This is a genomic window from Pseudoalteromonas sp. G5_S1_54_S4 (assembly GCF_054968565.1).
On sequence record NZ_JBQKUL010000050.1, the window covers coordinates 15,934 to 29,285 of the forward strand.

The following is a 13,352-nucleotide window of genomic DNA, read 5'->3' on the forward strand; positions in this document are numbered from 1 at the left end:
GATGAATAAAATACTATCGAAAATAGCAAAAAACACTCAACTACTTCAATCGTTCTTGAGCGGCTTAGTTTATTGCGCCTTTGACTGCTTTTGCTGTAATGCCCACATACGGGCATATTCACCGTTTTGATTTAGTAGTTCTTGGTGTTTGCCTTGTTCAATAATTTCACCAGCTTTTAAAACAATAATTGAGTCTGCATCGGTTATGGTCGAAAGTCGGTGTGCAATAACAATACTGGTGTGATCATTTGCCACTTCACGCATTGCTTTTAAAATAGCTTGCTCTGCATGAGAGTCGAGCGCAGAGGTTGCTTCATCAAAGATTAAGATGGGTGATTGCTTTAAAATAGCACGGGCAATGGCAATCCGTTGTTTTTCACCCCCTGAGACTTTTAACCCACGCTCACCCACGAGGGTTTTATCGCCTTTGTCTAAGCTATTTATAAAGTCGGTTAAGTGCGCCATGTTAATTGCTTTATTTATTTCATCTTCAGTTGCTGAGGGTCTGCCATAGGCAATATTCTCACGGATGGTGCTATTAAACAGCACAGTATCTTGGGGGACTATCGCAATGGCTTTACGCAAGCTTGCAAGAGTAACTGTATTAATTGCTTGTTTATCTATGCTAATAGTGCCTGATGACAGCTCATAAAAGCGATACAGTAATCGGGCTAATGAGCTTTTTCCTGCACCACTTGCACCCACAATCGCGACTTTTGAGCCGGCAGCAACATTAAAGCTAATGCTTTTTAAAATAGGCCTTTTACTGTCGTAGTGAAAGCTTACTTTATCAAAGCTAATTTCACCTTGTTTAATGACCAATTCTTTAGCCTCATGAGCATCCGCCACTTTAGGTTGTGTATTAAGCAGGCCGAGCATGTTTTCAAGGTCGGTGAGGGCACGGCGTATTTCGCGATACACAAACCCTAAAAAGTTGAGCGGTAAAAAGAGTTGAATCATATACGCATTGATCATTACCAGTTCACCAATCGTTAACTCGCCGGTAACCACTTCATTAGCGCCAAGCCACATTAATGCGGTTATGGCACACGCAATGATCAGCGCTTGCCCTGAATTAAGCGCCAGTAACGAGAGTCTGTTTTTTAATCGAGCTTGTTCCCAGGTTGCTAAAAACGTATCGTAAGTTTTAGCTTCATACTCTTCGTTATTAAAGTATTTAACGGTTTCGTAATTTAATAAGCTGTCGATGGCGCGGGTGTTACTTTGGTTGTCGGCAGCATTTGACTCGCGAATAAAGCGGTTTCGCCATTGGGTAACTGCCACGGTAAAAAAGATATAAATAGCCACAGCAAGTAGGGTGATCAGCGCAAACCAAATAGAAAACAAGGTGCCAAAAATAATCGCCACGGTAATTATTTCAAACAACGTGGGCACAATATTAAACATTAAAAAGCGCATTAAAAAGCTCAAACCACTGGTGCCGCGCTCTATGTCTCGACTTATACCGCCAGTTTGCCTGTCTAAATGAAAGGCTAAATCTAACGAGTGCAAATGTTTAAATACTTTAAGGCCAATATCACGCATGGCATGCTCGGTGACTCGAGAAAATACAGCATCGCGTACTTCACCTAAAAACACGCTGGCAAATCGCAGTGAGCCGTACATAACGAGTAATAAGGTTGGGACGAGCAGTAGCGGGTTAATTGATTTATCAACCGCATCAATTATTTCTTTTAAAGCCCATGGCATGAGCAATGTCGCGCCTTTAGCACCCACAAGCGCTAATATGGCAATAAGCACACGCCCTTTAAATTTAGTGATATAAGGCCAAAGAGTTTGAATGCTTTGTTTTAAATTCATGGCATCGGGGCGTTTTACTGAACTTTGTCTGGAGCGCATCGAGGATCTCAGTATTGTTTTTATATAAATGAAATAGCTTAATGTTGGCTATTGTATTTTAATTAGCTGCCCTTATATACTAGCTATCCTTTATTTTAGTTTTAAATGACAGATGTTTAAATTTCGCGTTTTTTTAGCTACTTGCTTGTTTTTTGCTGCACTCTTTAGTGTGCAAAGCCATGCTATGGGCGTAAAGCACGAATTAAACAGTAACCAAAGCAGTTATAGCGATGTTGTTAATGTCGAAAACTTAACTAACGCTCCCGCACCGTTAAAGTCGCTAGGTAATTTACAGCATAAAAACTCAAAGCATTCTGAGTTTGCTGCGCATCAGCCTAGGCTAACAGCTAATAACTCATTTTTATTTTTACACAGTGCGCAGGGCGATCCTGAATACGATGTAGTGCATGAGTTTTTTGCGCTAAATGGGTGTAGGCATATTTTTTTGCGACCGCAAGCAGTCACCATAAATCAGCCTTGGTATACTTGGGTTTTTAAAAGTAAAAAGTCGCGCTTGAGCGGCTGGAAAGATGCAAATCTGTTATACACCGCTGTAACCACCTACCACGCTTAAAGTTCCTTAATTATCGTTAATTGGTTTTAACGCATCGCGTTTTGACCTTAATTTTAATTGTGCCTAATAGGTACGTTACTGGGCTATGCCTAGTAATAAGGAACAACTATGTTAAGTTTTAAAAAACAAAAAAAGCCATTTATGGCTAAATTTAAATTAAGCTATGTAGCCATGTTGGTTGTATTGGTTTTACTGGCAATAAGCGCTTTACCTAATTTGTACCCGAATAAATCGTGGTTGCATATTAGTGCCGCACCTGAGGTTAAAACACAAGCAATACCAAGTACTGAAAGCATAGTGCGCTTTTTAAATAGCCAAGGGTTTGAGGTCAGCCAAGGGGTAGAAAACCAAGCAACAATTAATGTGCTTTTAAATACACCTACGCAAAGTGCCCAAGCTCAAGCGGCTATAAAATCGAATTACCCAAATACACAAGTTAAAATTGTAGAACATGCAACCAGCCCTGTTTGGTTACAAGAGTTTGGTTTATCGCCCATAAAGCTGGGTCTTGATTTAAACGGCGGGGTATTGTTTGTACTTGATGTTGACTTAGATAAAGCCATTGATGAGCAATTACTCAGTGCTTACCAGCAAACGAAAGCCATCATTGTTAAACAAAAAGCCTATGGTGTTAAAGCAAAGCAAACTAACCAAGGCTTTGAAATAAGTGCATTAGAAAATGCAGCCGAAAAGCTAACCTCAGTTATTAGCGACCTTAAAAGCCGCTTTGAAAATCTAACTATAACCACATCAACTCATGGCAACTTACAGGTCGTTAAAGTGAGTTATTCTGAGCAAGGGCGCAGCGCATTTGATAAACAAGTCATGAGCCAAACACTCACTACGCTTCGCTCACGCATTGAAGAGTTAGGAATTACTGAGGCGGTTACACAGCGCCAAGGTAAGCAGCGCATTCGCATTGAGCTACCCGGCGTCCAAGACCCAGCCGAGGCAAAACGTATTATTGGTGCTACCGCGTCACTTGGATTTTATCAACTTAAAGAGATTGGCGGGCAAACATTTAATTTGCAATCGGGTGGGACTATTAAGCTCGACCCTGTGCCTATCTTTACTGGTGAGCATATTAATAATGCCAATATTGGCCGTGATGACTGGGGTAAACCTTTAGTACAACTGAGCCTAGATAGCCAAGGTGGCGATGCTATGTCGGCGTTTTCTAAGGCGAATATAGGTAAGCCGATGGCAACGCTCTATTCAGAGTATTCACAAAATGCTAAAGGTGAAGTGGTTAAAAAAAGCGAAGTCATTAATGTGGCGAATATAGCCCAGCATTTAAGCTCGCGCTTTAGTATAACCAATATGCAAAGCCAGCAAGCGGCTGCCGATTTAGCGCTATTACTCCGTGCGGGGTCGCTTACGGCGCCAGTGACCATAGTACATGAACAAACTATTGGTCCAAGCCTTGGCCAAGACAACATTAACAATGGGTTGGCGGCGTTAATGTTAGGCATGGGGTTAACGCTTGCCTTTATGGCGCTGTGGTATCGTCGTTTAGGGCTTATTGCAAATGTTGCGTTAGTTTTAAATTTAACGTCTTTAGTGGGGTTAATGTCATTATTACCTGGGGTGGTTTTAACACTTCCTGGTATTGCAGGTTTGGTGCTAACCATAGGAATGGCAGTTGATACTAACGTGATTATATTTGAACGCATTAAAGAAGAGCGCCGCAAAGGACGTCCTCCATATCAAGCGATACAAGAGGGCTATAAACAGGCAGCGAATACGATTTTAGATGCCAATATTACCACGATGATCACCGCGATTATTTTATATGGCATAGGTTATGGCCCTGTAAAAGGCTTTGCTATAACGCTGGCGCTGGGACTTATCACATCGGTATTTACTGGTGTGTATGTATCGAAATATTTAAGCCAAAGCTTATATTTAAAGCTGGGTAAAAAAGCAGGAGTAAACGCGCATGCTTAATTCTTTTTTAAAATGTGAGGCAGGGTCTCGTATACGTTATACAGGCATGCTGATCAGCGCCATATTTGTGTTGTTGTCGGTATTCACCATTGCACAAAAAGGGCTAAACTTTGGCCTTGATTTTACGGGTGGATACTTAACAGAGTTTACCACCAGCCAAGGTGTTGAACTAAAACAGCTTGAGCAATTTATTGCTAAAAGCCATCAAGGTGAATTTGAGCTAACAGCACAGGGCAATAATCATTTTCAACTAACACAAGGCCCCAATAATACAAGCAATAACGATGACTGGAAAACGGCTATTAGCCAAAACCCAACTATAAATGCTGAGGTTTTATCATCGGCTTATATTGGCTCTCAAGTGGGTGATGAACTATTTGAACAAGGCTGCTTAGCATTATTTGCTGCGATGGTCGCGGTAATGATTTATTTAGCTGTTCGTTTTGAATGGCGTTTGGCATTAGGCTCTGTGGTGGCTTTATTTCATGACTTAGTGCTGGTGGTTGGCTTATTTGCATGGTTACAAATAGAGTTTAAACTAACTGTTTTAGCCAGTTTGTTGGCGATTATTGGCTACTCATTAAATGACTCAATAATAGTTGGAGATAGGGTGCGCGAGCTGTTGCGCTTACCAACAAACATCACACTCAAACCAAGCAGTATTATCAACAGTGCTATCAAAAGCACCTTAACTCGTACGCTTATTACCTCCGGGACTACGCTCGCAACGGTGGCCAGTGTTTGGCTGTTAGCAGGGGCTCCGCTTCAGGGATTTGCAATTGCTCTGTTTGCAGGAATAGTCGTAGGCACGTTATCGTCCATTTGTATTGCTGCAACATTACCCGAGCTACTTGGGTTAAGTGCTAAAAACTACGATAAGCAAGTGGATCAGCAAACGCAGACATTAATGGATATGCCATAGGCTTAAATCAGCATTGTTGTTACACAGCAAAGGGATAGTGTTAGGTATAGCAACAATGCTAATACCAACCTACATAAATATTTGAACAATATAACGAATTAAATCCCCCTATAACGTTGTTAAAATTTTTTTATTTAGAACAACTAGATGTCAAAAATTTTGCCTAGTTATAGAGCAATTTTCTTATCGTTAAAATAGGTCCCATATCCAAGCAGATTGGTATAAAATAGCAAATTATTTTTATCGAATTGAGTGAATTCTCCAAATGAATAAAGCCCATGTTACAGAGCACCTGCGTTTTGCCTTAGAAGAGCAGCTCAATACTGCGAAAATTGCAGCTAAAACAGCCCACGATACCGCGACTCACGAAGAAAGTATTGCAGAAACTCAATATGATACGCTCGGGCTTGAAGCTGCGTATTTAGCGCAAGGTCACGCTGATCGGGTGAATGAGTGTTATAAAGAAATACAACTATTTGAAGCCATCTACAACGACGCCGTTACAGGCAAAATAGCAGTCAGTTCATTGGTGTGTTTAGAAGATGATGCAGGCACACAAAAATGGTTTTATTTAGGCCCAGCAGCTGGTGGATTAACCGTTGATATTAAAGGCACAACTATTCAAGTACTTACCTCTGGTGCACCATTAGGCCAACAGTTATTAGGTAAACAAGTCGATGATGAAGTTAGTTTAACACTCGGTGATGTAAAACATAGTTACGATGTGGTTAAAGTGCTTTGAATGTAGTATTTATTTGTCTCTTACTTTGAGACGCAGCATCTCGTAGGCCTCTTTGATAAATAATTGCCTGAAACTTAAAGAATAAAATTAAAGATGAGCCGTTTATGAACTTAGTTTTGGTTAGTGATATATTTGGTAAAACAGCGGCTTTAAAAGCATTAGCTGAAGAACTAAACGCTCAGTCTATTGTCGATCCCTATGGCGGGGTTGATATGGCATTTAACAGTGAACAGCAGGCCTATGAGTATTTTAGTCAGCATATTGGCCTTGATGAGTATGTCGCTATTTTACAAAAAGTGATTAAACCACTCGCTGGCAACACCATATTGATTGGTTTTAGTGTTGGCGCATCGGCGATTTGGTCAATGTCTGCACATCCGGCGATTAAAACGATAGCTAAGGGCATTTGTTTTTACAGCTCGCAAATTAGGCACCATACAGACTTACAACCACAGTTTGAGATTGAACTTATACTTCCGCATTATGAACCGCACTTTGATGTTAAATCACTGCACGTTGAGCTGGCAACAAAGGCTAATGTTAATGTAAAGCATGTTAATTACTTACATGGTTTTATGAACCCACACTCAAGTAACTTTAATCAGAATGCTTACGATCAAACATTAACTGTGTTATCTAATAAGCTAATATAATAAACTAGTTATGGGGTGTTTATAACTCGATGTTAGCCGGTTTCACTCAATCACAACTAAGGCATTTATAGCGTGAACTTATAAGATTTGCTTGAGTCTGATAATCATTAACGGATAAGCAGTTAAATAAAGGACATAAATTTAAGGGAATATTATGGAGATAGGGATTTTTACCGTCACAATTACGGGTGTTTTACTCACGGTTTTAATTATAAAGTACTTAACTTTTAGGCCTGAGCGTGTTTTTTCTGATATTGGAGAAAACGTTCTACTTTGCAAAAAACCTCACTGGTTCAATAATAATAAAAGTAGAATGCAGCTTATTCCTAAAGGGGCGATAATTAAAATACAGCTAGCGTCAAATACCGTTACTTTATTTTGTAAAAGTGGCAATGTTATTGATATACCAGTGCCAAACTCAAAGTTTACTGCCGATGTTTTGCAAAGCGCAAAAACACACTTTCACAAAGCAGAAGTAGTAATACTAGACAACTAACACACCACTATGAGAACTGAATTTAGAGTTTAAATTTTTAAAAGGCGCTGAAAATCAATTAGTTAAATTGGATGTCAGTTTGTTAATGCAATAAAGCGCCAAGATTACACAGGTTCTTGCTGTATTTAATTGTTTATCTCAATGGGTTTAGGCTTTTTTAACAAATTTAGCCGTCACCATCATTTCACCTATGCCATCTACTTTACAGTCAAGCTCATGATCTTTTTTATCAAGTACACGTCTTACTAAGGCTTTGGTGCCAATTTTAATAACTTGTGAGCTACCTTTAATTTTTAAATCTTTAGCTACGGTTACTTTGTCGCCATCAGCAAGTAAAGTGCCGTTTGCGTCTTTCACTAAAATAGCGTCTTCGTCATTAGTAACATTCGGGTTCCACTCATAGGCACATTCTGGACAAATAAGCAGCTGCTGGTCTTCGTAAACGTATTCACATTGGCATTTAGGACAAGCGGGAAGAGACATGATGATCACTTTTAGTATTAAATTTTGGCTATTTTAAAACACAAATTAGCAATAAAAAAGTTCATCAAAAATTTTTATCTTTACGCTAAAAATATCTCGTTTGTGCGCATCTAAAAAAGGGCATATAAATCACTTGTCGCTTAAGCAATTTAAGCGCTAACGTTTATAGTAGATATTCGTTAAAGCACCTATCGTATTAAGTGATTTGCTAAATGCTGCACTTAGTGCGATAGGTGTTTCTATTTGCTGTTTTATTCGCTGAGCTAACTGATTAGCAAGGCTGCTTTGTATATTTTGACTTAACTAGGAAAAGTCGTGTTTAAAACCTTAATTGTGGTTGATAACAATGAGCAAACGCTTGCTCTTTCATTTGACAATGTCATTACCTTTAACACCTATTTGCGTGACTACCCAAAACGCAACGAACCAAAAACCCGCATAATAAATCTATGTGATGCTAGCCAGTATTTAAGTAAAGGCTATTACTGTTCGTTACTTGCTGAGGCGCGCAAGCATCAAGTATTACCGAGTGTAAAAACAATTAACGCGCTTCGAAGCAATCAAGCGTCATTACAAAATATTGGCCATATTGATGGTGCTGTTTATTTTGGTCACGCGGGAAATGATCAACAAGCTAAAGCGGCTAAATCGGTATTTAAACAATACCCAGCTCCTATTTTATTTGTCGATCAGCAAGGTTTATTGCAACAAGGCTCTTTAACCTCATTAAGTGAGCAACAATATGCTGCGTTTATTGAAAAGCTAAATGAGTTTACCCAAACGCAATGGCGTATTGGTAAAGTTGAGCGCCGTTTCCGTTGGGATATGGCGATATTGGTTGATCATAACGAAAAAGTACCGCCAAGTGATAAAGATGCAATAGCCCGTTTTATAAAAGCAGCAGCGAAACATGGTATTAACGCAAAAGCACTTAGTTTTGAGGAAATAGACAATATTGCCCAATTTGATGCGTTGTTTATTCGCCAAACAACAGCGATTGATCACCCAACTTACCGCCTTGCAAGTAAAGCGCAAAGCCTAGGTTTAGTGGTGATTGATGATGCGGAGTCTATTTTACGATGCTGTAATAAAGTGTACTTACATGATGCATTCAATTATCAAAAAGTACCGAGCTTAAAAACCGTGGTGGTGGCAGATCAATCAAAAGACACAATTGAGCAACTAGAAGCGTCGTTTACTTATCCGCTGGTATTAAAAATGCCAGAAGGGTCGTTTTCAAAAGGCGTGTATAAAGTTGCTAATCGTGATGAATTAGAAGCTAAGCTTAGTGAGTTATTTGCTTTAAGTGCGCTAGTTCTGGCGCAAGAGTACATGTACACAGAATACGATTGGCGTGTAGGGGTACTTAATGGCCGAGCTATTTATGCGTGTCGTTATTTAATGGCGCGTAACCATTGGCAAATATATAACCATGACGCGAAACGATTTTTCTCGGGTGGCTTTGAAACATTGCCGACGTTTGAATTACCTAAAGCTGTACTGGATGCTGCTTTAAAAGCATGTAAAACCGTGGGTAAGGGTTTATACGGTGTGGATGTAAAAGAGCATCAAGGCCGTGCGTATGTGTTGGAAGTAAACGATAACCCAAGTATTGATCACAAAGTAGAAGATGGTTACTTAGGTGATGAGTTATACATGATCATTATGGATGAGTTTAAACAGCGCCTTGAAGCACGAGGTCGCGGCTAATGCTTAACGCATTGTCTGATATAACGATTTTTGCAGGGGCGGATATTAGTATTCGCCCTGCAAGCGCGAGTGATTTAAACGCCTTAGTGGCGCTTGAAAATGCCTGCTTTAGTAACGATAAGCTAAGTGCGCGAAGTTTAAAGCGCTGGCTTGTGGCTAAACATGGGATTTTATTAGTTGCTGAGCAAAATGCGCAACTATGTGGCTATGGTTTGGTGTGGTGCCACAAAGGCACGCGGTTAGCGCGTTTGTATTCGTTAGCCGTATTACCGACGATGCAGGGCAAAGGAATCGCTAAAACGCTGCTTAAAGCCCTTGAAAAAGCCACTAGTGAGCGTGGGCGTATTTATTTGCGTTTAGAAGTGGCAGTAAATAACGACAGCGCCATAGGGCTTTATAAAAGTGTAGGGTATCGTGTTTTTGGTCAGTACAGTGATTATTACGATGATCACAGTGATGCCTTGCGCATGCAAAAAAACATTCGGCAAACCAGCGAGTTGCAAGTTGAGCGTTTAACGCCATGGTATCAGCAAACTACCGAGTTTACCTGTGGGCCTGCGGCATTATTAATGGCAATGGGCTCGCTTGATAACAGCACAGAGCTGAGTCAGTCACATGAATTAGGTTTATGGCGTGAAGGCACCACTATTTTTATGACCTCGGGGCATGGTGGTTGTCATCCGTTTGGCTTGGCATTGGCTGCAAATAAACGGGGATTTAAAAGTGAGGTCATTGTTAATACCTCAGAGCCATTATTTTTAGATGGGGTACGCAGTGATAATAAAAAAACGGTGCTGGCGACAGTACATCAGCAATTTGTTGAAGGCATAGCCTCGGCTAATATTCCTGTTACCTATAAAGATGTTGAACTAACCGATATAGAAACGTGGTTAAACCAAGGTTTTAGTGTGTTACTGTTAATAAGCACTTATCGGTTTGATGGAAAAAAATCACCGCATTGGGTATGTGTTACTCATTTAGATGCGCACTGTGTGTACGTACATGACCCGTTTTGCGAACCAGGTAACGACAATCAATTAGCGATTGACTGTCAATATGTGCCAATTGCACGCAGCGATTTTAGTAAAATGTCGGCTTTTGGTAGTCAAAGGCTTAGAACGGCAGTTGCTATTGGTAAAAAATAATAGATTAGGATTTTAAGTGACATTTTTAGATTTTATCGATGTAGCCCCATACTCGTGGGCAGCTATTGGTACGGCGGCTTTTTGTGGGGCTATTATTGGTATAGAACGGCAATTGCGTGGCAAACCTGTAGGGATCCGTACTTCTGCACTGATCACCTTAGGTACTTACTTGTTTTTATCGACTGCGTTTAATTTACAAGGGGATGTGATTGATCATTCTCGCGTAGTCGGGCAAATAATTACCGGCATCGGCTTTTTAGGCGCAGGCGTAATGCTCGCAAAAGACGGTGCGGTAGTCGGGGTTACCTCTGCTGCCACCATTTGGGTACTGGCCTCCATTGGCGTGATGATAGCAACCGAAAACCTCGGGGCTGCTATTAAGCTCTCGGTGCTTGTGGTGGGTATTTTATACGGCGTTGACGTGCTAGAAGCTAAGTTTAAAAGCTTAAGTAAAGGCGTGCATGCTAAAGTGAAAAGTTATCATAAACGCTATTATCGAAAAGACAGTATTGATACCGAGCGCCACTAATTAGTGGCGTTTTTATGCGGGTAGTGCTTTGTTTTGGAAGCTAAGCGCATCTTCAATTGGTGCGGGGCGGCTAATAAAATAACCTTGTACACTGTCTACATTGAGTATTCTTAACGAGTTTAGTTCTTCTGCGGTTTCGATCCCTTCGGCAACAATGGTGCAGTCGATTGCTTTTGCAAATCCACACAGAGCTTTTGCCAGTAAAAATTTACGATCGTCTGTGTTTATATTTTGAGTCAGGCTAATATCTAATTTTATAATATCGGCCTCAAGCTCTAGTATGTGCTGAAATGAGGAAAAGCCAGCGCCTACATCGTCAATGGCCAAGCGCAGACCTTTGTTTCTGAGAGGCCTAAGTGCAGCTCGCATTTTTTCGTAATTAGAAATTGGCGAATGTTCAGTAATTTCTAATACCAGCCTAGTGCAGTCAATCTGTTGTAATGTTCGTTCAAGTGCACCGCTAAGAATGTGCGAAGGCGAGCAATTAATGGCAATGTAAGTTGTATTATTAAACTTTGCCATATTGGCTACTGCATTTTTAATGGCCAGCATTTCTAATGATTCACTTAAACCCACCTTACTCGCTTCTTCAAACCAGATATCAGGGGTTTTATAAGGGGTGTTAAAAAAACGTGCAAGCGATTCAAAACCTACAACTTTATTATTTAGTTGACTATAAATAGGCCGAAAATAGATACTAATATCATTATCGCTAATAATTTGCTCAATAGTTGATTTTGTGTGGTTGTACGATACGCTTTTATCTAAACTCTTTTCAATTAATCCGGTCGCTATTTCTGAAATAATATTTAAAAAAGATAAATCGCGCTCATTTAAGCTCTCATCATGGTGTGATTTATAACAACAAAACGTACCATATAATTTCCCGTTCGACAGGTTGATAGGTACACCTATATATGCCCCTATACCTAATTTTTTTGTAACCGGCATCGCTTTGGTTATTGGGTTTGCGTTGGTATTAGTAATAATAGGGCTAAGCTTGTTGTCGGTGATTTGTTGGCAATGCGTTTCATTAATCGGAACGGCATTACCCACTTTAACAATTTGGTTTTCAGAGGGGTTATCGACCACTTTAAAAACACGCTCATCGTTAATAAATTCAGATATAAAAGCAACATCTATATCTAAATGTTTACGAACCAAAGTGAGTAAGTTAGCTAGTTTAGCCTTAATGGATGCATTGTTGTGTTGTTCGACAAGCAAATTGGTTAATTCATCCATCGGCTATCTCCCTATGTTAATACCACTACACCTAATAAGTAATACTATAATTTATATATAAAAAGATCTAATCAAGGCCTATCAATCTTTGTTCACGCATATTTAAATTTAGACTAATATTAGCTGTTATAGTAAGTAGGCTTACATATAAGTTTTAGTTATTATCTATTTTTTAATGCTAAGCTGATATGCTTGAAGCTTATGGGAGGTAATAGTTTTGAGGGATATTAATGCATAAGCATTCGTTTGATAAAACAGAATCAGTCAGATTAACCGTATTCAAAAATATAAGCTTAATAGTTACATTGGTTGCTTTAGTTGTCGCTTACGTTAATGTGTTTATGAGTAAAAATTATGTTTAGGGCTTTATTGAACTCGCATTAGCTTTTTTTTGTATTTATACCTATCACCAAACGAGAACAAATCGCTCTAAATTATGGCATCGCTATGCTGTTATTTATACTTACTTTGTAGTTGTGTTGCTTGCTATCACCGCAATTAATACCGCAATTAATACCGCAATTAATCTAGAGACTGGCATATCGCACTGGGTGTGTACTCTTCCTGTATTGGTTTACTTATTGTTTGGAAAAAAGCATGGCTTTATAAGCAGCTTTAGCTTTTTGATTACGTTGTTACTGCTGTTTTATGTTATCGACAAACGGTTAGTTGAAATAAATTTTAAGCTCATCATTTATCTTTCTCTGACGTATATTATTGTGTGGGGTGTTTCACATGTTTTTGAATCGATGAGAGCCTCTAATCAAGAGGAAATTATTAATTTAGCATTACGCGACAGCTTAACACAGGCTTATAACCGGCGTGCTTTTAAAAGCCATTTTCATAACCATATCGACTTTTCTAACCCCTATTGTTTTGCCTTAGCTGATCTGGATTTTTTTAAAAAAGTAAACGATAAATATGGGCACGATGCCGGTTATGCAGTGCTGGTACAATTAACATAGTTATTTAAAAAACATTTAGGCGATGAACATGTTTATCGTTTTGGCGGTGAAGAATTTACATTGGTGGTAAATGACGACATAGAG

Annotated in this window: 13 protein-coding genes; 10 read left to right on the plus strand and 3 right to left on the minus strand. The window is 39.5% G+C overall.

Translation table 11 applies throughout. From position 1 onward, the window contains the following. Window positions 1-69 precede the first annotated feature (69 nt). Window positions 70-1,860 (minus strand): ABCB family ABC transporter ATP-binding protein/permease, encoded by a 1,791-nt coding sequence (locus ACTRWE_RS16040; protein WP_462880323.1) that lies wholly within the window; start codon window positions 1,858-1,860, stop codon window positions 70-72. A 112-nt stretch (window positions 1,861-1,972) separates the two neighbouring features. Between ACTRWE_RS16040 and ACTRWE_RS16045 the strand changes: the two genes are divergently transcribed. From ACTRWE_RS16045 to ACTRWE_RS16070, 6 genes are all read left to right on the plus strand, one after another. Continuing rightward, window positions 1,973-2,434, plus strand: coding sequence for a hypothetical protein (locus tag ACTRWE_RS16045; protein WP_462880324.1), 462 nt, complete (start codon window positions 1,973-1,975; stop codon window positions 2,432-2,434). 108 nt (window positions 2,435-2,542) lie between these two features. Continuing rightward, window positions 2,543-4,381, plus strand: coding sequence for a protein translocase subunit SecD (gene secD / locus ACTRWE_RS16050; protein ID WP_462880325.1), 1,839 nt, complete (start codon window positions 2,543-2,545; stop codon window positions 4,379-4,381). Continuing rightward, complete coding sequence (gene secF, locus ACTRWE_RS16055; RefSeq protein ID WP_138562294.1) at window positions 4,374-5,303, plus strand: protein translocase subunit SecF; 930 nt, start codon at window positions 4,374-4,376, stop codon at window positions 5,301-5,303. Before secD ends, secF begins: the two co-directional genes overlap by 8 nt. 265 nt (window positions 5,304-5,568) lie before the next feature. Continuing rightward, window positions 5,569-6,045 carry a GreA/GreB family elongation factor gene (locus ACTRWE_RS16060; protein WP_290157720.1) on the plus strand — a complete coding sequence of 159 codons (477 nt, stop codon included), beginning with the start codon at window positions 5,569-5,571 and terminating at the stop codon, window positions 6,043-6,045. Between the two features lie 104 nt (window positions 6,046-6,149). Beyond that, window positions 6,150-6,698 (plus strand): dienelactone hydrolase family protein, encoded by a 549-nt coding sequence (locus ACTRWE_RS16065; RefSeq protein WP_462880326.1) that lies wholly within the window; start codon window positions 6,150-6,152, stop codon window positions 6,696-6,698. Between the two features lie 154 nt (window positions 6,699-6,852). Next, window positions 6,853-7,194, plus strand: coding sequence for a hypothetical protein (locus ACTRWE_RS16070; protein WP_462880327.1), 342 nt, complete (start codon window positions 6,853-6,855; stop codon window positions 7,192-7,194). Window positions 7,195-7,341: 147 nt separating this feature from the next. On the opposite strand, the gene ACTRWE_RS16075 is transcribed toward ACTRWE_RS16070, so the two are convergent. Further along, window positions 7,342-7,677 (minus strand): zinc ribbon domain-containing protein YjdM, encoded by a 336-nt coding sequence (locus tag ACTRWE_RS16075; protein ID WP_013464836.1) that lies wholly within the window; start codon window positions 7,675-7,677, stop codon window positions 7,342-7,344. A gap of 315 nt (window positions 7,678-7,992) precedes the next feature. On the opposite strand from ACTRWE_RS16075, the gene ACTRWE_RS16080 reads away from it, so the two are divergent. From ACTRWE_RS16080 to ACTRWE_RS16090, 3 genes are read left to right on the plus strand one after another with little or no spacing between them, the layout of a single operon-like run. Then, complete coding sequence (locus ACTRWE_RS16080; RefSeq protein WP_462880328.1) at window positions 7,993-9,387, plus strand: RimK family protein; 1,395 nt, start codon at window positions 7,993-7,995, stop codon at window positions 9,385-9,387. Next, a complete protein-coding gene (locus ACTRWE_RS16085) occupies window positions 9,387-10,532 on the plus strand; it encodes a peptidase C39 family protein (RefSeq protein WP_462880329.1) in 1,146 nt (381 codons plus the stop codon). The genes ACTRWE_RS16080 and ACTRWE_RS16085 overlap by 1 nt, the downstream gene beginning before the upstream one ends. Before the next feature lie 16 nt (window positions 10,533-10,548). Further along, the gene (locus tag ACTRWE_RS16090) at window positions 10,549-11,061 is read left to right on the plus strand and encodes an MgtC/SapB family protein (RefSeq protein ID WP_013464839.1); all 513 of its coding nucleotides are present in this window, start codon (window positions 10,549-10,551) and stop codon (window positions 11,059-11,061) included. A gap of 12 nt (window positions 11,062-11,073) precedes the next feature. Here ACTRWE_RS16090 and ACTRWE_RS16095 read toward each other — a convergent pair whose 3' ends face one another. Next, complete coding sequence (locus tag ACTRWE_RS16095; protein WP_350655024.1) at window positions 11,074-12,303, minus strand: sensor domain-containing phosphodiesterase; 1,230 nt, start codon at window positions 12,301-12,303, stop codon at window positions 11,074-11,076. A 368-nt stretch (window positions 12,304-12,671) separates the two neighbouring features. On the opposite strand from ACTRWE_RS16095, the gene ACTRWE_RS16100 reads away from it, so the two are divergent. After that, window positions 12,672-13,268 (plus strand): GGDEF domain-containing protein, encoded by a 597-nt coding sequence (locus ACTRWE_RS16100; RefSeq protein WP_462880331.1) that lies wholly within the window; start codon window positions 12,672-12,674, stop codon window positions 13,266-13,268. Window positions 13,269-13,352 lie beyond the last annotated feature (84 nt).